At 74.6% G+C, this 22,081-nt stretch carries 9 protein-coding genes; 4 read left to right on the top strand and 5 right to left on the bottom strand.

Annotation, left to right across the window (positions count from 1 at the left end; genetic code table 11):
- Positions 1-34: 34 nt before the first annotated feature.
- Positions 35-13,423, top strand: coding sequence for a MupA/Atu3671 family FMN-dependent luciferase-like monooxygenase (locus AB0R04_RS03790; protein WP_363367882.1), 13,389 nt, complete (start codon positions 35-37; stop codon positions 13,421-13,423).
- Positions 13,420-14,889 (top strand): condensation domain-containing protein, encoded by a 1,470-nt coding sequence (locus AB0R04_RS03795; RefSeq protein WP_363367884.1) that lies wholly within the window; start codon positions 13,420-13,422, stop codon positions 14,887-14,889. The genes AB0R04_RS03790 and AB0R04_RS03795 overlap by 4 nt, the downstream gene beginning before the upstream one ends.
- A 106-nt stretch (positions 14,890-14,995) precedes the next feature.
- Here the strand turns inward: AB0R04_RS03795 and AB0R04_RS03800 are convergent, their stop codons facing one another.
- A complete protein-coding gene (locus AB0R04_RS03800; RefSeq protein ID WP_363367886.1) occupies positions 14,996-15,922 on the bottom strand; it encodes a DUF4232 domain-containing protein in 927 nt (308 codons plus the stop codon).
- Between the two features lie 267 nt (positions 15,923-16,189).
- Between AB0R04_RS03800 and AB0R04_RS03805 the strand changes: the two genes are divergently transcribed.
- The gene (locus AB0R04_RS03805) at positions 16,190-17,095 is read left to right on the top strand and encodes a hypothetical protein (RefSeq protein ID WP_363367888.1); all 906 of its coding nucleotides are present in this window, start codon (positions 16,190-16,192) and stop codon (positions 17,093-17,095) included.
- A gap of 84 nt (positions 17,096-17,179) precedes the next feature.
- Here AB0R04_RS03805 and AB0R04_RS03810 read toward each other — a convergent pair whose 3' ends face one another.
- The 3 genes from AB0R04_RS03810 to AB0R04_RS03820 all read right to left on the bottom strand — a co-directional run bounded on the left by AB0R04_RS03810 (position 17,180) and on the right by AB0R04_RS03820 (position 20,468).
- Entirely contained in the window at positions 17,180-18,304 is a 1,125-nt protein-coding gene (locus AB0R04_RS03810; RefSeq protein WP_363367891.1) for a catalase family protein, read from the bottom strand.
- Positions 18,305-18,359: 55 nt separating this feature from the next.
- Entirely contained in the window at positions 18,360-19,715 is a 1,356-nt protein-coding gene (locus tag AB0R04_RS03815) for a Dyp-type peroxidase (RefSeq protein ID WP_363367893.1), read from the bottom strand.
- Positions 19,716-19,874: 159 nt separating this feature from the next.
- Positions 19,875-20,468, bottom strand: a complete 594-nt coding sequence (locus AB0R04_RS03820) for a hypothetical protein (protein WP_363367895.1) — start codon at positions 20,466-20,468, stop codon at positions 19,875-19,877.
- Positions 20,469-20,706: 238 nt separating this feature from the next.
- Here AB0R04_RS03820 and AB0R04_RS03825 point away from each other — a divergent pair, with 238 nt between their 5' ends.
- Complete coding sequence (locus AB0R04_RS03825) at positions 20,707-21,384, top strand: GAP family protein (protein ID WP_363367897.1); 678 nt, start codon at positions 20,707-20,709, stop codon at positions 21,382-21,384.
- Positions 21,385-21,604: 220 nt separating this feature from the next.
- Here AB0R04_RS03825 and AB0R04_RS03830 read toward each other — a convergent pair whose 3' ends face one another.
- Positions 21,605-22,060: a MarR family transcriptional regulator gene (locus AB0R04_RS03830; protein WP_363367899.1), complete on the bottom strand. Its 456-nt coding sequence runs from the start codon at positions 22,058-22,060 to the stop codon at positions 21,605-21,607.
- Between the last annotated feature and the right edge of the window lie 21 nt (positions 22,061-22,081).

Below are 22,081 nucleotides of genomic sequence, written 5' to 3' on the forward strand. Positions count from 1 at the left end.
CGCCCCGGCACCGATCCGAAAGGTGCCGTACCTGATGAGCTCCACCGGTCCCGACCGCGCCCGGCTGCGTGCCCTGGAGGCCCGGCTGCTGCTGCGTCCCGAGGTCGCCGACTGCGCGCTGCTGCCGGTCGAGCGCGCCGACGGCCGCCGCGGGCTGCTGGCCTACCTGGTGCCCGCCGCCGACACCGACACCGCCGCGCTGCGCCGCCGGGCCGCCGCGGCCCTGCTGGACGCCGACCCGAGCGCCGAGGTGCACCTCCTGGACGGCATCGTCCGCACCCCGCAGGGCGAGCCCGACCGCGCCGCACTGGCGGCCGCCGCCGCCCGGCCGCCCGCCGAACCCGGGCCCGCCCTGCGCCACCTGCGCGAACTCACCGCACACTGGCGGCCGTTCGGCGACGCCGGGACGGCGGCGGGCCCCGCCCCGGACGGCCCGACGGCCGCCCCCGAGGGCACCGGGACGGAGGCGGTCGGCGCCCCGCTGCCCGACTCGGCGCCGGACGCGCCCCGGACGCTGCCCGAGGCGCTGCTGCGCGCCGCCGAGCGGCACCCCGGGCGCGGCCTGCACCTGGTCCGGGCCGACGGCGGGGCGACCCGGCTCACCTACCGCCGACTGCTGGAGCAGGCCCGGGAGACCCTCGCCCTGCTGACCTCCGCCGGACTGCGGGCGGGCGACCGGGTGATCCTCCAAGTCCCCGACCCGGAGCGCTACTTCCCCACCCTGTGGGCCTGCCTGCTGGGCGGGGTACAGCCGGTCACGGTGGCCCGGCCGCCGGCCTACGACGAGCGCAACCCCGTACTGGAGAAGCTCTGGCACGCCTGGCAGACCTTGGAGGAGCCGCCGGTGCTCGCCTGCGGCCCGGCGGTGGCGGGCCTGGCGCGGCTCGGGGAGCTCTACCCGGCGCCCGGGCTGCGGGTCATCGCGGTCGACCACCGGCCCGCCGGTACCGGTGTCGCCACCGACACCGGCGCCGCGCCCGACACCATCGGCGTGCCCGACACCGGCACCATCGGCGCGCCCGGCGCCGAGCACGCTCCGGACCCCGGCGACGTCGCGATCCTCCAGCTGTCCTCCGGCAGCACCGGCCGGTCCAAGGCGGTGCAGATAACCCACCGCGGCATCCTGGAGTACGTGGCCGGCGCCGCCTCCCAGGGCAGCTCGCCCGAGGACGTCACCGTCAACTGGCTGCCGCTGGACCACGTCGCCGGGCTGCTGATGTTCCACCTGCGGGACGTGGCGCTGGCCGCCGACCAGGTGCAGGTGCCCACCGAACTGGTGCTCGCCGACCCGCTGGTCTGGCTGGACACGCTGGAGCGCTACCGGGGCGCGCACTCCTGGTCGCCCAACTTCGGCTTCCGGCTGGTCGCCGAGGCGGTCCGGGCCGCCGGTCCCGGCCGGCACTGGGACCTCTCCGCGCTCAAGTCGCTGATCAACGCCGGGGAGCAGTGCACCGAAGCGGTACTGGACGAATTCCTGGCCGCCACCGGGCCGTTCGGCGTTCGCGCGGACCACGTCCTGCTCGGCTGGGGCATGGCCGAGACCTGCACCGTGATCACCTACAAGCGCTACCACGAGGACGGCGCCCGCCGCCTGGTGCGCACCGACTCGCTGAGCGGCCGGCTGGAGCCCGCAGACCCGGCCTCGCACGAGCGCGGCACCGGCTTCCTCAGCATGGGACGCCCCGCGCCCGGCACCCGGATGCGGGTGGCGGGCGAGGACGGCCGGGCCCTGCCCGAGCACTGGGTCGGCCGGCTCCAGGTCAACTCCGGCCGGGTGACCCCCGGTTACCTGAACAACCCGGCCGCCGACCGGGAGTCCTTCGTCGGCGACGGCTGGTTCGACACCGGAGACCTGGCCTTCCTCGCCGATGGGGAGGTGGTGCTCACGGGCCGTCGCAAGGAGATCATCATCGTCAACGGGGTGCACTACTTCTGCCACGAGCTGGAGGACGTGGTGGCCTCGGTGGCGGGGGTGCGCTCCGGGCACGTCGCCGCCTTCGGGGTCCCGGACGACCGCACCGGCACCGAGCAACTGGTGGTCGTCTACGTGCCGAACGACCAGGACGCCCCCGCGCCGCCCGTGGCCGCCGAGATCCGGCTGCTGCTGGCCGCCCGCCGACAGCCCGCCCCCGCCCTGGTGCTGCCGGTGCCGCCGTCGGAGTTCCCGCGCACTACCAGCGGCAAGATCCAGCGCACCGCGCTGCGCCGGCGGCTGCTCGACGGCGAACTCGACGAGCACCTCGTCGCCCTGGACCTGGCGGAGGCCAACTCCCGGACCCTGCCGGACTGTGTGCGCCGACTCGCCTGGGAACCCCGCCCGGTGCCGGAGGCCCGTACGGCTCCGGGCGACGGCGCTCCGCAGGGGCCGACCCTGCTGCTCGGCCCCGCCGGACCCGGCACCCTCGCCGAGGCGCTGCGCGCCGCCCTGCCGCAGGCCGTGGTGGTGGACCGGCCGCCGACCACCGACCCGGGGGAGTGGCTGCGGGCGCTCGGCGAGGAGCGCCCCGCGCGGGTGGTGCACCTGTGGGGCGCGGGGCCCGAGGACGCGCCGCGGCCCTCGGACGCGGCGGCGCGGGACGAAGCGCTGCTCGCCCTGCTGCGGGCCCTGGCCGGCCGGCCGCCGATCGGCGAGCTGGTCACCGTCAGCGCCGGGCTGCATGCCGTGCTGCCCGGTGAACTCCCGGACCCGACCGCGGAGTTGACGGCCGCGCTGACCGCCGGAGCCCGGGCCGAGCAACTGGTGCCAGCCGCCCGGCACATCGACCTGCCGGCGGGCGCACCGGCCGCCGAGCAGGCCACCGCGCTGCTCGCCCTGCTGGCCGAGCCCCGGCCGGAGCCGGAGTGCGCCTGGCGCGAGGGTCGCCCGTGGGTGCCCCGGCTGGGACCGGCCGAGACCGTAAGCGGGCCCGACGCCGTGACCGCAACCGAGGGCTGCTCACTGCTCACCCCCGGCGCCCGCTACCTGGTCACCGGCGGCCTCGGCGGGATCGCCGCCGAGCTGCTGCCCGGCCTGCTCCGCGACCACGGCTCCCGGCTGCTCGTGATCGGCCGCACCGACCTGGACGCGCCGACCGCCGAGGCGGCCGAGCGCCGCGCCGCGCTGCACCGGCTGTCCTCCTACGGCGGCCGGGTCGACTACCGCCGCGCCGACGTGACGGACCCCGAGCAGCTGGCGGCGGTGGTCGCCGAGGCCGAACGGGACTGGCAGGCACCGCTGGACGGCGTGTTCCACCTGGCCGGCAGCTACCGGCTCGCGCTGCTCGCCGACACCGGCCCCGACGACTGGCGCGAGGCGGTGCGCGCCAAGACGACCGGCACGGACCACCTCGTCGAGCTGGTCCGGAAGCGGCCCGGCGCCCAGTTCGTCGGCTTCTCCTCGATGGTCGGCTTCCAGGAGGCCGTCGGCTCCACGGCGTACGCCGCCGCCAACCGCTACCTGGAGAGCGCCGTCGACCGGCTGCACCGGGAGACCGGGGCCCCGGCCTGGACGATCTCCTGGGGCCTGTGGAGCGGGGTCGGCATGAACCGCGCCACCGACCACGAGCAGGCCGCCGCCGACCGGGGCATCGCCGTGCTGAGCGCCGCGCACGGCCGCCGACTCGCCTCGCTGCTGCTGGCCGCCGCCCCGGGCCGCTGGTACGCCGGGCCCGACCCGAGTGCCCCCGCCGCGCGCCGCCGCCTGCTGGCCACCGCACCGCGACCGGTCCGCGAAGCGCCCGCCGCACGGCCGGCCGACGAGCGGGCCACCGCACCGGCCGCAGCCGTACCGCCTGGCCCTGGCAGTCCTGCCCACGCCGCCCCCACCCCTGCCACCGCCGCCACCCCTGCCACCGCCGAGCTGCGCCGGGCCGTCATGGACGCCTTCGAGGCCGTCCTCGACACCCCACTCGACCCTGGCCGCCCGCTCGCCGAACTCGGCATCGGATCGCTCCAGTTGATGCGGGTGCACGGCGCGCTCGGTGCCGTCCTGCCGGCGCCCCCGGCGCCCACCGAGCTGTTCCGGCACCCCACCGTGGACGCCCTGATCGCGCACCTGACCGAAGCGCCCACCGCGTCCACCGCGTCCACCGCAGCCACGGCCGCCACCGCCGCGCCCGACGGCCGGGACGGCGGCCCCGACGGCGGCGACCGCCGGGTGGCCATCGTCGGCCTGGCCCTGCGCTTCCCCGGCGCCGACACCCCCGAACAGTACTGGTGCAACATCGTCGACGGCGTCCGCAGCACCACCCGCTTCACCGAGGACGAGTTGGCGGCGGCCGGCCTGCGCCCGGCGGAGTACCGCCACCCCGACTTCGTCCCGGTGACCGGCGCGCTGCCGGACACCGACCACTTCGACGCCGAGGCCTTCGGCATCAGCGGCACCGAGGCGGCGCTGATGGACCCCCAGCAGCGCCTGCTGCTGGAGATCTGCCGGCAGGCCCTGGAGGACGGCGGCTACGACGCCCCGGACCCGCGCCGCCGGGTCGGGGTCTTCGCCGGCACCGGGATGACCCTGTACGCGCTGCGCAACTACTACCAGCACACCCTGGCCGCCACCGCCGACCCGGCCGAGCCGGTGGCCGCGCTGCAGACCGCGATCGGCAACCAGGCCGACTTCGCCGCCACCAGGGTCGCCTACCGGCTGGGCCTGACCGGGCCGGCGATCGGCGTGCAGACCGCCTGCTCCACCTCGCTGGTCGCGGTGCACCTCGCGGTGCAGTCGCTGCTGGCGGGCGACTGCGACCTGGCGCTGGCCGGGGCCGCCGCCCTGCACACCCCGCAAGCCGCCGGATACCGCTACGAGGAGGGGTCGATCCTCTCCCCGGACGGCGCCTGCCGGGCCTTCGACGCGGCGGCCGGCGGCACGGTCGGCGGCAACGGCGTCGCGGCCGTCCTGCTCAAGCGCCTGGACCGGGCGCTGGCGGACGGCGACACCGTGCACGGCGTGATCCTCGGCTCGGCCGTCAACAACGACGGCGGGCTCAAGGTCGGCTACACCGCGCCCAGCGTGGACGGGCAGGCGGCCGTGGTCGGCCGGGCCCTGGACCTGGCCGGGGTGCCGGCCGAGAGCGTCGGCTACATCGAGGCGCACGGCACCGGCACCCCGCTCGGCGACCCGATCGAGTTCCGGGCGCTGTCCCAGGCGTTCCGCGCCCGCACCGAGGCCGCCGACTTCTGCTCGCTCGGCTCGGTGAAGCCCAACATCGGCCACCTGGACACCTGCGCGGGAATGGCGGGGCTGATCAAGGCCCTGCTGGTGCTGCGGCACGGCACGATCCCGCCGCTGGTCAACTTCAGCCGCCCCAACCCCGCGCTGGAGCTGGACGGAAGCCCGTTCCGGCTCTCCGCCGAGCGCCGGGACTGGCCGGCCGGCCCCACCCCGCGCCGGGCCGGGGTCAGCGCGCTGGGCGTCGGCGGCACCAACGCCCACCTGGTGCTGGAGGAGGCGCCAGCCGCGCCCGGCATCGCCGACCCGCGCCCCGCCCCGACCGTGCTGCCGCTGTCTGCCCGCACCGAGCAGGGCCTGACCGCCCTGGCCGGCCTGCTCCGCGACCGGCTGGCCACCGGGCCCGCCCCCGCCCCCGGCGACCTGCCGCTCACCCTCGGCGGCGGCCGCCGCGCGCTGCGCCACCGCCTCGCCGTCACCGGCGCCGACCCCGACGAGCTGCGCCGGGGCCTGGAGGCCCACTTGGCGGGCCGCGCCTCCGGCGCCTTGCCCGTTGTGGGCCGTACCTCCGGTGCCGTGCCCGTTGCGGGCCGTACCTCCGGCGCCGTACCCGTTCACCGCGAGGCCCGGCGCGGCGACGTGCAGCCGGTGCTGCTGTTCACCGGCCAGGGCGCCCAGTACCGGGGCATGGCCGCCGAACTCCACCGCGCCTTCCCGGTCTTCCGGGCCGTGCTGGACGAGTGCGACCGGCTGCACCGCGACGCCTGGGGCGAGCCGCTGCTGCCGCTGCTGCTCGACGCCGTGCCCGAGGGCGCCGACGACGCCTGGACCACCGAGGCGGCGCAGCCCGCGCTGTTCGCCTTGCAAGCGGCCTACCTGCGGCTCTGGCAGGAGCTCGGGCTGCGTCCGGCCGCGGTCGCCGGGCACAGCGCCGGCGAGTACGCGGCCTTCCACGCGGCGGGCGCGCTCGACCTCGCCGACGGGATGTTCCTCACCGCGGTGCGCGGACGGCTGATGCACCGGGCGACCGAGCCCGGCGCCATGACGGCGGTGATGGCCGGCCCGCAGCGGCTCGCCGCACTCGGCGACTGGCTGCCCGGGGTGGAGCTGGCGGTGGTCAACGGCGCCGGCCAGTGCGTGCTGGCCGGATCGCCGCGCGAGATCGCGGCAGCCGAGGCCGTGCTGGCCGCCGACGGTGTGACCACCGAACGGCTCGCCACCGACCGGGCCTTCCACTCCCGGCTGCTCGACCCGGTGCTCGACCCGTTCCGTGAGCAGCTCGCCCGGCTGCGCCTGCGGCCGCTGACCGTACCGCTGGTGAGCAACCTGGGCGGCGAGGTGCTGGCCCCCGGCACCGTGCCCACGCCCGACTACTTCGTCCGGCAGACCCGGGAGACCGCGCGCTTCGACCTGGTCCTGGCCGCCCTGGACGGGCAGGGCCACGAGCTCTTCCTGGAGCTCGGCCCGCACTCGACGCTCACCGGCATGGGCCGCCGGGAGCTGCCGCACCGCCACTTCGTGGCCGGCGCCCGGCGCGGCGCACCGCCGGAGCGGCAGTTCGGCGTCGCGGCCGCCGCGTTGTGGTCCCACGGCGTCCCGCTCGACTGGGCGCGCTTCGCCGCCGCCCGCGACTGGCCGGACGGCCCGGCCCGCCGCGTGCCCCTGCCGACCACCGTCTTCCAGCGCCGCCGCCACTGGTTCACCGCCCCCGACCGGCCGACCACCGAGGACTCCGCCATGCACCAGGCACCGCCGCCCCAGCAGCCCGTTCCGCCGTCGGCCGTACCCGAGGCCGCGTCGGCGCCCGGCCCGGCGCCCGTCGCAGTGACGCCCGTATCGGCGCCCGCAGCGAGCCCCGAGCAACTGGCCGAGGAGGCCGTGCTGCGCCAGGTGCTGGAGCAGACGGCCCGCCAGCTCGGCCACGACGAGGGGTCGGTCGGAGCCGACGAGCCCTTCTTCGACCTCGGAGCCGACTCGCTCTCGATGATCAACATGATCCGGGACCTGGAGCGGACCTTCCGGGTACGGGTCTCGATGCGCGAACTGTTCGAGGCGGCGGACACCCCGGCCCGGCTGGCCGGGCTGATCGCCGGCCGGCTGGAGCCCGCCGTCCGGGACGCGCTGCTGCCGGCCGCCGCACCCGAGCCGGCGGCGGCGGCTCCGGCACCGGTCCCTGCCGCCGCCCCTGTTCCCACCCCGGAAGCGGCACCGATACCGGCTCCCGCACCCTCGCCCCAGGTGATCGCGCCGCCCGTCCACTTTGCTCCGCCCGTCCCGCCCGTCCCGCCTGTCCCGTCCGTGCCCGCGGCGCCGTCCGCGCTCGCCCCGGTGGCCGACGGCACCGGCCTGATCGAGCGCCAGCTCGCCTTGCTCGGTCAGTTCTCCGACCTGATGCGCGACCAGCTCGGCCTGCTGGCCGGAACCGGGGTGGCGCCGCCCGCGCTCCCCGGGGCTGCCGCCCCCGTCGCCCTGCCACCGGCCGCCGCACCCGCCGTCACCCCAGCCGCCGCCGCACCCGCCGTCACCCCAGCCGCCGCCGCCCCCGCACCCGCGCCGGCCACCCCGCCCACCCCGCAGGTACACGGCCCCCGGGTGACCGTCTCCCGGGAGTCCGGCATGGCCTCCGGCGGCCTGACCGAGCAGCAGCGCGCCCACGTGGACGAGCTGGTCGCCCGCTTCACGGCCCGGACCGCCGCCTCCAAGGCGGTCACCCGCCGCCACCGGCGCACCCTCGCGGACAGCCGCGCCGTGGTCGGCTTCCGCTCCGCGACCAAGGAGATGCTCTACCCGCTCGCCGCCCGCCGGGCCCGGGGCTCCCGCCTGGAGGACCTCGACGGCAACACGTACGTCGACATCACCATGGGCTTCGGCGTCCTGCTGTTCGGCCACGACCCGGAGTTCGTCTCCGATGCCGTCCGCGAGCACCTGGCCGGCGGGCTGCGGCTGGGCCCGCGCGGCCCGGAGACCGGTGAGGCCGCCGAACTGCTGGCGGAGCTGACCGGCACCGAGCGGGTCGCGTTCGCCAACTCCGGCACCGAGGCGAACGCCGGGGCGATCCGGCTGGCCCGCGCGTACACCGGCCGGGACAAGATCGTCATGTTCGAGGGCTCCTACCACGGCCACTTCGACCACACCCTGGGCCGGACCGTGGGCCGCGGCGCCGACCGGGAGACCGTCCCGGTGTCGATCGGCATACCCGGTAGCGCGGTCGCCGACCTCGTGGTGCTGCGGTACGGCGATCCGGAGAGCCTCCAGGTGATCGAGGAGCTCGGCGACCGGATCGCCGCCGTGCTGGTCGAGCCGGTGCAGAGCCGCCACCCGGGGCGCCAGCCGGTCGAGTTCGTCCGCGCGCTGCGCGAACTGACCGCCCGCCGCGGCATCGTGCTCATCTTCGACCAGATGCTCACCGGCTTCCGCCCGCACCTGCGCGGCGCCGAGGGCTTCTGGGGCGTGCGCCCGGACGTCTCCACCTACGGCAAGGTGCTCGGCGGCGGCTACCCGATCGGCGCGATCGCCGGGCGCGCCGACATCCTGGACGGGATCGACGGCGGCCACTGGGACTACGGGGACGACAGCTACCCGCCCAAGGACACCACCTTCTTCGGCGGCACCTACATCCAGCACCCGCTGGCGATGACCGCCGCGGGCGCCGTGCTGCGCCACCTCAAGGCGGCTGGCCCCGGCTTGCAGGAGCGGCTGAACGCCCGCACCGACGAGCTGGCCGCGACCCTCAACGGGTTCTTCGAGGAGGAGGAGTTCCCGCTGCGGCTGGCCCACTTCGGCTCGCTGTTCCGGTTCGAGCCGCGGGCGGACATGGAACTGCTCTTCCCGCAGCTGCTGACCCGCGGGGTCTACGTGTGGGAGTGGCGCAACTTCTTCCTCTCCACCGCGCACACCGACGGCGACCTGGAGTTCGTGGCCGACGCGGTCCGCGACTCGCTGCGCGACCTGCGGCGCGGCGGCTTCTTCCCGGCCTCGCCCGGGGTACGGCTCCCGGCCCCGCGCTCGGCGGCCGCACTCCCGGCGCCCGCGGCGGACGACCGTACAAGCACCGGCACCACCGGCACTACCAGCACCACCGGCCACACCGAGCCCGCCGGGACGCCCTACCACCCGGTCAGCGACCCGCAGCGCCCCGTCGACTTCAGCCTCTACTTCTTCGGCGACTACCCCCTGGACTCCCCGGAGGACGAGAAGTACCGCATCGTCCTGGAGAGCGCCCGCTTCGCCGACCGGCACGACTTCCACGCCGTCTGGCTGCCGGAGCGCCACTTCCACTCCTTCGGCGGGATCTTCCCCAACCCCTCGGTGCTGGCCGCCGCACTGGCCCGGGAGACCACCCGGATCCGGCTCAACGCGGGCTGCGCGGTCCTGCCGCTGCACCACCCCGTCCGGGTGGCCGAGGAGTGGTCGGTGGTCGACAACCTGTCCGGCGGCCGGGTCGGCCTGGGCTGTGCCAGCGGCTGGCACCCCAACGACTTCCTGTTCTTCCCCGAGAACTACGGCGGCCACAAGGAGCTGATGCACCAGCAGATCGACACCGTCCGGGCGCTGTGGCGCGGCGAGCCCTACCGGGGCCGTAACGGCAAGGGGGAACCGATCGAGGTGACCCTGCACCCGCGCCCGCTGCAGGAGCAGCCGCCCATGTTCACCGCGATCGTCGGCAACCCGGACAGCTTCCGCGAGGCCGCCCGGCACGACCTGGGCATCATCACCAACCTGATGACCCAGGACGTCGCCCAGCTCGCCGAGAACGTCGCGCTCTACCGGCGCACCCGGGCCGAGCACGGCCTCGACCCGGAGGCCGGCCGGGTGGTCGTGCTCGTCCACACCTACCTGGGCGCCGACCTCGCCACCGCCCGCGAGCAGGCGTACCGCCCGTTCTGCCACTACCTGCGCTCCTCGCTCTCGCTGTTCGGGCAGATGGCCAACAGCCTCGGTCTGACCCTGGACTTCGAGAACACCCGCGAGGAGGACCTGGAGTTCGTGCTGGAGCGCGCCTACGAGCGGTACTGCGCCTCCCGCGCGCTGATCGGCACCCCGGAGAGCGTGCAGTCGGTGCTGGCCGAGCTGCGGGCGGCCGGCGCGGACGAGATCGCCTGCTTCGTGGACTTCGGGCTCGCCCCCGACCAGGTGGCCTCCGGCATGCCGCACATCGACGCCCTGCGCCGCTCCGCCCAGCGCGGCGCCCCGCTGTCCTACGCGCAGCAGCGGATGTGGTTCCTGCACCGGATGCTGCCCGACACCGGGCAGTACAACGAGGTCAAGGCCATCGAGCTGGACGGCCCGCTCGACCCGGCCGCACTCGACACCGCGCTGCGCGCGCTGGTCGAACGGCACGTCGGGCTGCGCACCGCCTTCCGCGAGCAGGACGGCGAACCGTTCCAGCAGGTGCTTCCGGTGCCCGAGGGCCCGCTGCTGGAGCGGGTCGCGGCCGACGGGCCCGAGCACGAGGCGGTGGCCGCGCTGGTCGCCGCCGAGGGCACCCGCCGCTTCGACCTGACCGAGGGCCCGCTGTTCCGGGCCCGGATGCTGGAGACGGGGCCCGACCGGCAGGTCCTGGTGCTGTCGATGCACCACATCGTGATCGACACCCTGTCCACCGTGGTGATCACCCGGGAACTGGGCGAGCTGTACCGGGCCGCCCGGGAGCAGCGCCCCGCCCGGCTGCCGGTGCTCACCACCACCCCGGCCGCCGAAGCCGTCCGGGAGCGGGCCGCAGTGGCCGCCGGGGCGTACGACGAGAGCCTCGCGTACTGGCGCAAGGTGCTCGGCGGCGACCTGCCGGTGCTGGCCCTGCCGACCGACCGGCCGCGCCCGGCGGTGCCGGACGGCCGGGGCCGCTCCCACGTCCGTCAACTTCCCGCCGAACTCTCCGACAGCCTGCGGGACTTGGCCCGCAGCCGCCGCTCGACCCTGTTCATGGTGCTGCTCACCGCCTTCGCCGGGGTGCTGCAGCGCTACGGCGGCCAGGACGACGTGGTGCTGGGCACCCCGGTGGCCAACCGGACCGAGGGCACCGAGGACCTGGTCGGCTTCTTCGTCAACACGCTGGCGCTGCGGCTGGACCTGTCCGGGGAGCCGGACTTCGCCGAGGCGCTGGACCGGGTCCGCTCCAGCGCACTGGACGCCTACGAGCACCAGCAACTGCCCTTCGAGGTCCTGGTCCAGGAGCTGAACCCGCAGCGGGACACCAGCCGCAACCCGCTCTTCCAGGTCCTCGTCGAGTTCGAGAACCACGCCGTCTTCGAACTCGACCTGCCCGGGGTGACGGCCCGCCCGCTGGACCACGTCGTGGACCGCTCCGCCTTCGACCTGTCGCTCTTCCTCACCAACCTGCCGGACGGCATCCGCTGCCACGTCGAGTACGCCGAGGCCCTGTTCGACCGGGCCACGGTGGACCGGCTGTTCGACGCCTTCGAGCGGCTGCTCACCGCCGCCGTCGCCGACCCGGCCCGCCCGCTCGCCGAGCTGACGGCCGCCCAGGCCGACCCCGCCCTGGAGTGCGGGCCCGAGGCGCAGCCGGCGCCCGCGCACCCGCTGGCGGCGGTGGCCGCCGTCGCGGCCGCCCGTCCGGACGCCCTCGCGGTGGTCGCCGCCGACGGCACCGGGACCGACTACCGGACGCTGCACGCCCGGGCCGGCGAGCTGGCCGGCCGGCTGCTGGCCGCCGGAGTGCGGGAGGGCAGCCGGGTGGGCGTGCTGCTGCCGCGCTCGGTGGACCAGGTGGCCGCGCTGCTGGCCGTGCTGCGCCTCGGCGCCGTCCACGTGCCGATCGACCCGTTGCAGGGCCCGGAGCGGTGCCGGCTGATCGCCGCGGACAGTGCGCCGGCCGTACTGCTCACCGCCTCGGACACGGACCTGATGGGCCTGTCCCTGCCGACGGTCCTGACGGACGCCGAGGCCGATGCTGTCGCCGCCGCCGAACTGCCGCCGCTGCCCACCCCCTCCGCGCAGGCCCCCGCGTACCTGCTGTACACCTCCGGCTCCACCGGCCGCCCCAAGGGCGTGCTGATGCACACCCTCGGCCTGTCCGCGCTGCTGGCCTGGAACGTCGCCGAGCACCCGGCCGCCCGCACGCTGCAGTACGCCTCCTGCGGGTTCGACGTCAGCGTCCAGGAGGTGCTGACCACGCTGGCCGGCGGCGGCACCCTGCTGCTGATCGAGGAGGAGACCCGCTACGACGTGACGGCGCTGGCCGCCGTGGTCCGCGCCACCCGGGCCGAGCGGCTGCACCTGCCGTACACCCCGCTGGCCGCGCTGGTCGACGCCCTCGGCGGCGAACCGGTGCCCGACCTGCGCGAACTGATCACGGGCGGCGAGCAGTTGCTGCTCACCCCCGGGCTGCGGGCCTTCCTCGCCCGCAACCCCGGCTGCCGGTTGATCAACCACTACGGCCCCACCGAGACCCACGCCGTCACGGCCGGCGAGGTCGCCCCGGACGGACCGGACCACGCGCCGATCGGCCGCCCGGTGCCGGGCACCCGCATCCTGCTGCTGGACGCCGCCGGGCGCCCCGTCCCGCCCGGGGCGGTCGGCGAGATCCACGCGCTCGGCGTCCAGGTCGGGCTCGGCTACCCCGGCCGGGAGCAGGAGAGCGCCGCCGCCTTCACCGACACCCCGGAGGGCCGCCGCTACCGCACCGGCGACCTCGGCCGCTGGCGGCCGGACGGCACCCTGGAGTACCTCGGCCGCGCCGACCGCCAGGTCAAGGTGCGCGGCTACCGGATCGAGCCGGGCGAGGTCGAGACCGTGCTGCGCTCCGTCCCGGGCGTGCGCGGCGCGGCCGTGACGGCCCGCCGCACCGGGACGGGCACCATGCTGGCCGGGTACGTGCAGTGCGCCGCCGCCGAACTGCCCCGGGTCCGCGACCACCTGGCCGACCTGCTGCCCGAGCACATGGTGCCGGGGCTGTGGGCCGCGGTGGCCGCGCTGCCCTTCACCGCGCACGGCAAGCTCGACGTTGCCGCCCTGCCGGAGCCACTCCCGCTGGGCGCGGGCCGGGCCGCCGTCGCCCCGGCCACCGAACTGGAACGCACCGTGCAACGGCTGTGGGAGGAGGAACTCGGCCGCCCCGCTGGCGTGGAGACCTCCTTCTTCGACCTCGGCGGGCACTCGCTGGCCGCCACCCGGCTGCTGAACCGGGTCCGCGAGGCCACCGGGATCCGGACCGGCGTCCTGGACTTCTTCCGCCGCCCGACCATCCGCGCCATGGCCGCCCAGCAGCCGCAGACCGAGGACCGCCAGGCCCCGGCCTACGAGGAGGGCACGCTGTGACCCCTGTCGACGATGGCTGGCACCGGCTCGTCCGGCTGCTCGACGAACGCGAGATCGTCCTGCGCACCACCGGCGACCGGCTCGGCTACCTGGCCCCGCCCGGCGCGCTGGACGAGGAGGCCACCGGGCTCGTCCGGGCCCACCGGGAACGGCTGCTGGCCACCCTGACCGGCTCCGGCACGGCCCTCGCCGCCGCGCCCGCCGGGGTGGCGCAGCGCCGGATGCACCGGGCGCACGCCCGGGCGGCGGACCCGGCGGTGTGGAACATCACCCAGCGGATCGTCCTGCGCGGGCCGCTGGAGCCCGAGCGGCTGACCGCCGCGCTGACGGCGCTGACCGGGCGCCACGAGAGCCTGCGCACCAGCTACCGGGACACCGACCTGGGCCTGCTCCAACAGGTGCTGCCGAACGCCCCGGTGCAACTCCCGGTCGCCGACCTGCGCACGCTCACGCCCGGGGCACGGGACGCGGCGCTCGCCGAGGCGGCCCGGGCCGAGAGCGACCGCCCCTTCGACCTGGCCACGGCCCCGCTGCTGCGCGCCCGGCTGCTGCGGCCCGCCGACGACGCGTGGGTGCTGTTGCTGACGCTCCATCACATCGCGGTCGACGGCTGGTCGTTGGCTACCCTGCTGGCCGACCTGGGCACGCTGTACCGCCCGGACGGGCGGCTGCCGGAGGACCCGGGCCGGATGACCGACCACGCCTGCTGGGAGCGGACCGTGGTCACCCGGGCCGCCGTCGCCGCGGCCGCCGACCACTGGGCCAAGACCCTGGACGGCGTCGCGTCGGCGGCGGAGCTGCCCACCGCCTGGCCCCGCCCCGCACAGCGCTCCGGGCGGGGTGCCACGGCCGCCTTCCGCCTCCCCGCGGCACTGGCCGAGGAGGTGGGCCGCTACGCCGCCGCCCGCTCCACCACCGCCTCGGCCGTCCTGCTCGCCGCCTTCGCGCGGCTGCTGGGCGAGCTGAGCGGCGCGGCGGAGACCCTGGTGGTGCTCTCCCACGCCAACCGCACCCGGCCGGCCGACGAACGGGTCGTCGGCCTGCTCACCTTCGGCCTCCCGATCCGGCTGCCCACCCGCTCCCCGGGCGGGTTCGGGGCGTCGGTCGACACGGCCGCGACGGCGATCGCCACCGCCCTCGACCACGCCACCGTCCCCTTCGGCCTGCTGGTCGAACCACTGCGCGAACGCGGCGTCCGGCTGCCGGACGCGTACCCGCAGGTCCTGCTCACCGTGCAGAGCACCCCGCCCGCCGTCCTCGGCCTCCCCGGCCTGACCGTCGAGGTCGAGGACGTGCCGGGCCCCTCGGCCCGCTCCGACCTCCTCCTGGTCCTCACCCCGGACGCGGACGGCTACGCGGGCCTGGCCGAGTACGACGCCGACCTGTTCGACCCGGACACCGTGCGCTCCTGGCTCGACACCCTGGTGAACGACCTGGCCCGGCACCTGACGGACCGGCCAGGCTGACCGACCGGACGGACCGCCCCCGGGCGGGGCGGTCGGGGACCAGAATTTTCCGTGGAAAATTCTCCGAGCCCGAGAGCACACCGGGGGAGGACCACCGGCGCCCCGCTCACGGCCGGCTGTCCTCCCTGGTCCAGGCGCCGACGCCGAGCCGCCCCGTGGTACCCAGGTCGATCTCCGGGACGACCATCACCGGGGCCGCGTCAGGGGTGGTCCGGACCCGCACGTACGGGGCGTTCACCGGGTTGCCCGCCTCCACGGTGTTGCGCCACACCAGCGTGGACCGGGCGCCCTCTCCCGGGCGCAGCACGATCTCCTGCGGCGGGTCGTCCGCGCCGGTGCCGCTGGCGATCCCGGCGCCGCCGGACAGGAAACGCACCCCGTCGACCGGCCGGTGCTCCACGTCGAGCAGTTGCAGCTTCGGGTAGCCGTTGACGGACACCGCGGACGTCCCGCAGTTGCGCAGGTGCAGGCCGACCACGCGCAGGCCCATCGCGGCGTCGCCGTCGTCCGCGTACAGCCGCAGGCCCGAGGCCGGGCAGGGGCCGCCCGGCTGCGAGGCCTCGGCGCTGGGCACACTGCGGACCTGGACGATCTTCACCAGCGGTCCGGCGCCCGGCCGCGCCTGCCCGTGCCCGTCCAGCTCGATCCGCCCCTTTGCGGTGGCCCCCGGAGCGAGCGAGGTGACGACCTGCGTCACGTTGTCCAGCGCACCTCCGGCCGCCGAGAGGCGGCTGAACACCGCTGTGACATCAGAGGTCTCGTCCTCCGGATTGGTGACCTCGTACTCCGCGCAGGCCGTACTGGCGGCCGTGATCCGCACCCCGCCCTGCGCGAGCCCGGGCGACGCCTGCCCGTTGCGGGACGCCGACGGCAACGGCGCCCCGCACAGCCCGGCACTGCCGGAGGCCGCCGAAACCCCGGTCGCCCGGGATCCGCAGCCCACGAGCAGGGCCGCGCAGACCGCGACCACCACAACCGCGGCAGTCGGCCGGCGGGCCGTCAGGTGATTCCCGGCGTTCTCGAACTGATGCATCAGCCGATGCGATCACGAACCACCCGCAACGCCTATGAGCTGCGCCACTGCCCGCGCAACAGGACCGCAACGATCCGCCCGGCGCCCGCCGAACCGAGGCCGGCCAGGCCTCCGGGCGTCCCGTCGCGCCCGCCGGCACCATCGCCATCGGTGACCGGGCCCCGCTGCCCGATGGTCCGAACCGGTCGCCTTCGGGTGCGGCGCGTGGTCTGCCGCGCGCGGTGGGGGATGTTCCGCGCCGGATGCCACCCGCAGAAAGGATTCTTCATGGTGGAGCACGTGTTCGCGCGCATGGTACGGACGGTGACCGTCTCGGCCCTCGCCCTGGCGACGAGCGTCGGTGCGAGCGGTACGGCCGGCGCCGCCTCGCCGGAGGAGCACCCCGTCGAGGTGAGCATCGGAGCCTCCGGCCTGCAGGCACCGGACACCGCGAAGGGCGGCCTGGTCAGCTTCCGGGTCAAGACGGACGACCCGAACGGCCGGCAGCTGCAGCTGCTGCGTCCGCACGAGGGAGTGACCATCGACCAGGTCCTCCGGGACCTCGCCGACGCGGTCAGCCCGTCGCCGGCCACCGCGGGCGCCGGGATCCGGGCGGTGAACGGTGAGGCGGACCTGCTGGGCGGGGCGCTGGTCACCTCGCAGGTGCACGAGCAGTTCACCGAGGAGGTCAGCCCCGGGCCGGTCTACCTGCTGGACCTCACCGCGTTCCGGGCGGACCCGGCCCACCCGGTCTCCAAGCAGCTGAACCTGGTCGGTACGAACGGCCAGAACGACAACCAGGTCCGCTTCGACGACGGCATCGTGATCGAGAAGGACACGGCCGAGGGCCCGCGTTTCCAGACCGAGGACGTCGACCACGCGCACCTGGCCTACCTGGTGCACGACGAGTCCAAGCAGATCCACGAGATGCAGCTGCGGCCGATCGGTGCGGACACCACCGACGAGCAGATCGGGGAGTACCTGAGGGACGTCGCGCTGGGCGGCCTGCCGGCCCGGTCCCCGTTCACCGGTCCGGCCACCGGCCTCGGCGCCATGTCCGGCGACCGCACCGCCTCCGTGCAGGCCCACGGCCTGCAGCCCGGACGGTACGTCCTGCTCTGCATGATTCCCGACGAGCGGACGGGCGTCCCGAACGCCGGCCTGGGCATGCGCAAGATCGTCACCCTGAAGTGACCGGCCGGGCCCTGGCACGCCGGCGGCAGCGGGCTGTCAGGGCCGACCGCCCCGGTCGACGCACCGTCGCGGTGGTGGGCCGGGTCAGGCGCCGAGTACGTCGTCGGCGCTGCGGGGTTCCGTGCGCGGCTGCCGGTTGAGCTTGTGGCGCGCGATGGAGGACTGCCGGTAGACCTCCTTGCGGGCCCGCATGATGTTGCCCAGGGGCGCGTGCTCGGCGGTGACCCGCCAGGGCGTGAAGGACAGCGAGTCCATCTTCTCCAGGTTCTCGGGGCCGGAGATGTCCTGCTGCGGCAGCCGCAGCTTCGCCACGGTGACGGACGGCGAGAGCTGCTCGGGCCACTCCACGGTGGTGTCCTCCACCGGCATGCGCTCCAGGTCGGTGCAGAGCTGGACCTGGATGTCGAAGGCGTAGGGCCGCTCCTGGAGCTCGGCTTGCAGGGTCGGCCGGAAGAACTCCGCCCCCGAGGCCGGGTCGATGGTGCGCCGCACCACCGCCGCGGCGAAGGACGGCTCGGGGGTGATGCGCACCTTGGCGATGTAGTCCCCGTGCCGGACCGCGCCCATCGTCCAGTAGCTGGACAGCAGCAGGTTCGCCGGAGGCGTCTTCGACAGGCGCAGGAAGGCCAGGAACTCGTCCCAGGCCCAGTCCTCCTGGTCCAGCGTTCCTTTCCCGGTCACGAACTCGGTGAAGAACCGATGCGCGCCGGGTCGGCCCTGGGAGAAGTACGCCGGCGCGTTCAGGAACAGTTCCTGGATGAACAGGTAGTGCTCGACCGTGTTGCAGAAGAAGACCGGTCCGTTGATGTTGGCGTAGTCGAACGTGCCCGTGTCCGGTTCGTCCTCCAGCAGGGTCGGGCCGGGGATGTCGAACATCTTCAGCGCCAGTCCGGTGGCGGCACCCAGTCGCGCGTCGGCGCCGGCGTGGGGCGAGCCGTTGGAGAAGCGGATCAGCGCATCGTGGGTTCCCGCAGTCGCGTAGATTCCCTGGGCGTACTCGGGGGGCAGCCCGGCCAGGATCTCCACTTCCCCTCGGACCAGCCCGTAGCCCTTGGCGTGGGCGTCGCGCAGGGCCCGTCCGGTGCCGCCGGCCTCGACCGACTCGGCGATGTAGCCCTCGGTCTTCTCGATCACCGTCTGCAGGTTGCGGTCGAAGTGCGGGTCGTCGTCTTCGACGTCGGGCGTGTAGCGGACGAACTGTGCTGTCATGACTCCGACCTCTCCTCGGAGAGCGTGATCGGACCTCAGGGGGTGGGAATCGCCCTCAGTCCTCCAGCTCGGCGAGCCAGCGCAGGGCACGCAGACCCGGCAGGAAGCAGTACTCGCCGCCGCGGGTGACCACGAAGCTGGGCAGGTTCCTCAGGCGGCGCCGGACCGGCTTCTCCGGGATGGTGACGCTGCCGGTTCCGCCGTGATGTCCGGCCACCGGGTCCTTCTCGCCGGGGTAACCGATGAAGTTGCCGTCGTTGACCCACTCGGCCTTGATGAACTCGAACTGCCGTTCCAGATGGGCCCCCATGAACACGCCGACCAGGCCCCGCTCGGCGCCGTCGTCCTCCAGCACGCCCTCGGGCAGCGGCGGGCCGTAGGTGGTGCCGCGACGGATGAGCCGGTGCATCCGTGCGTCGCCGATGATGGTGGAATCGCGGGGGTTGGTGCGCCGGATGTGCGCACCGGCCGGGCACCGGAAGCCGCGATCGTCGTTCTCCCGGTACAGGAAGTCGTTGACGCGGCGCGGATCGGCCGCCAGCTCCGGATCATCGTGCTCCGGCGCCAGCGTCAACGGCGCCCCGCTCGGCCAGCGCCCGACCATCTTCGCCGCCAGCAGTGCCTCCTCCTCGGCGCTGGAGCTGTTCGCCCGCAGGTACCGGCGCCAGGCCGCCACGTTGGTGTGGATCTTGCGAACGGCCACGTAGGTCCCGTTGCGTCCCAGGACGTCGGGGCTGGGCACGGGCGGCAGGCCGCCGGTCTCGTCGGGGTAGCCGAGGATGAACTCGCCGGCCTTGATCGGGGCTTCCTGCGGGTTGGAGCCGGGCAGCCCGACGCCCTCGATGTTCGGATGGCTGATGCCGTCACGGAAGCCGAAGGTGGTACGCCCGGTCGGGAGCTGGTGGACCTCCTGCTGCCAGATCACCTGGACACCGGGCGTGTCCTCGTAGGCGACACGGGCCCGCCCCAGCTCCCTCTCCAGCTGCGCCGCATCGGAGGAGAGGGCGCTCAACGCGATGTGGACCTCACCGGTTCCGAACGGGGCCTCCCAGCGGGCCGGTGCACTCTCGCCCACGTCGCCGATCAGCTCCGCCCGAGCGGCCATGCCCTCACGGAACGCCCGCGGAAAGCTGTCCAGCGACTCCTGGGGCACCCCCAGGGCCCTCAGCCCCTGGTAGGTGAACGCCACGGTCACCCAGGCATCCCGGCTCGGGTCCACGCTGGGCAGACCGCCCGAGGCCAACGGGAGCAGTCGGCGCAGCAGGGTGCGCCCGACGTGGCGGTCATCCACGCGCAGGAAGACGAACCGCCCCTCGTAGGGCACGGGCCGTGGACGCAGGGCCCCGCTCTGGACGTCGTCGATCTCGACGCGCACGCCGCCCGTCGCGCTGCCGCTGTCCGCTGTGTTCATGGTCGCTTGTGCCTCTCCACATCCGTCTCCACATCTGTCTCTCTGCATATGTCTCTGCGCATCTGTCTCCGCCTGGACAGCCCGGCAACGGCCGACTCGCACCGGCCGACCTGGTCCACCGACGGTGGGTGGGCTCCGACGGCTGGCCGTGCCCCGGTGCTAGGCCGAGGCTTCCTCCAGCAGCTTCTGGAAGGCCGGCGTGGCCACCAACTCCGCGTTGGCCGGGTTGTCCAGCGCCGCCCGGAACTGGGGGGTGTCCAGCACCTCCTGGAACGCGTCGTCCACGCGGTGGTCCTTGTAGATCTGCTGGACGGTGAGGTCGGGATAGGCGCTGACGAAGACCCTCGCCGGCTCCTGGTGGGCGACGAACCAGTCCTTCACCCCCGGATCGGCGACGCCGGGGAACCCTTCGCTGTGCGAGAAGACCTTGTCGAAACGGGACCCGACCACCGTCTTGGCGAAGTCGTCGATGTAGGTGTCCCAGGAGCCGTCGAAAACGCTGGCGAACATGAACCGGGTGTTGTCGTCGAAGATCACGTGCCGTGCGTCATGCAGGGTGCCGATCTGGCGCACCGCCGCATGGGCGCTCTCGTCATGCGCCGCGTCGGAGAGCGTCGCGAGGTCCTCACGCAGCGCATCCGCATGGCCCGGCTTGATCTTGGTGAAGACGGTGAACTCACTGCAGACCCCATCCGACCTGCCCGGGCGCTCGGGGTGAGCCGATTGGGTAGCGCCTGTCGTCGCGGTCATCATGGACCTCCTGCCGTGGTCGGTGCGAGGGACGCCAACCGCCCGAACATGAGGCGCCATCGCCCTCACCTCTTCATCCTGACCCGAGTGCGATGGGGGCACCACCGGGCAATGGGCGGGCCGAGGCCTTCAGAGCTCCGAGAAGCTCATGAGGACAGCTTCGCCAGAGCGGAGGATCATGGAACACGGGCCTGCCGGGTTCGTCGTCGTCACGCGCTCTGGCTCCCCTCTGGAGGCCATCATGGGCAAAGTTCTCGGTGACATCCTGGGCCTCGCCGCCGGCGTCGCGATCAGCCCGCTCCCGATCATCGCGATCATCCTCATCCTCGCCACGCCTCGGGGACGCCTCAACGGAGTCCTCTTCACCGTCGGCTGGATCCTGGGACTCTCGGCGCTGGGCGCGGTGATGCTGGCGGTCGCTTCCCCCGCAGGCGCCTCCGCCCACCATCACCCGGCCACCTGGGTGGGAGTCCTCAAGCTCGTCCTGGGCCTGCTCCTCGTCCTCTTCGGCGCCCGGCAATGGCACCGGCGCCCGAAGGATCCGTCGCAGGCCCAGCTGCCGAAGTGGATGAGCGCGATCGACCGCCTCACGCCGGTCAAGGTCCTCGCACTCGGACTGGCCCTGTCCGCGCTCAACGCCAAGAACGCCCCATTGACCCTCGCCGCGGGCGCCGCGATCGGCTCGGCCGGACTGCCGGTGGGGCAGCAGATCGCCTCACTGGCGACCTTCGTCGTGATCGCCACCCTCGGCCTGTTGGCCCCACTGGGAGTCTTCCTGCTCGGGGGAGAGCGAGCTCAGACCACGCTCGGTAACTGGAAGGACTGGGCAGCTCAGCACAACGTCGCCGTGATGGCGGTCCTGTTCTTCGTGCTCGGGTTGAAACTGTTCGGAGACGGGATCTCCGTCCTCACCTCCTGACAGGCCGCTCTGATCGACAGGGCACGCCTTAGGGGCTCTCTTTCGGATCACGCCGGGCGCGCGACGCCGGAGCACGCACCTCGCCGCGTTGTCGTCGGTCGCCGATGGCCCCCAGCCTCCGGCCGGGAGGTGCCCCCACCGCATGGACTCCCTCCTCCGCCTTGCGATGCACGCACTCCGACGCCGCGCGCTGATCCGACGTGATCCGAAAGAGAGCCCCCTAGTCTTCGCGCCGGGTCTCGCGTTGGAGATCGGCCACGTGGTGGAGGGCGGCCTTGAAGGCGGCGTACTCCCGCGCGCCCAGGGCCTTCGCGTGGCGCTCCTCGATCGAGCGCATGATGGCGGTGGCCGCCGCCATCTGGAGCAGGCCTCGTTCGGTGGGGTGGATCAGTTTGGCGCGGCGGTCCGCGGGGTCGGGTCTGCGTTCGACGTAACCCAGGCGTTCGAGGTCGTCGACGAGGGTCCCGATGACCTGCTTGTGCTGTCCGGAGGCGCGGGCGAGTTCGCTGGCCCGGATGCCGTCGGTGCGCAGGTAGGCGAGTACGGCGCCGGCGCGGGGCTGGATGTCGTCGAAGCCCTGTTCGGCGAGCACGGTGAACAGCTCGTGCTGGACGGAGAAGAGCACCCGGGCGGCGAGCACGCCGAGGTCCGGTTCCGCCGCCTGGTGTCCGCTCAACGCCTCTCCCGCTTCCGCCGT

This window comes from Kitasatospora sp. NPDC056731 (genome assembly GCF_040687675.1).
Lineage (GTDB): Bacteria > Actinomycetota > Actinomycetes > Streptomycetales > Streptomycetaceae > Kitasatospora.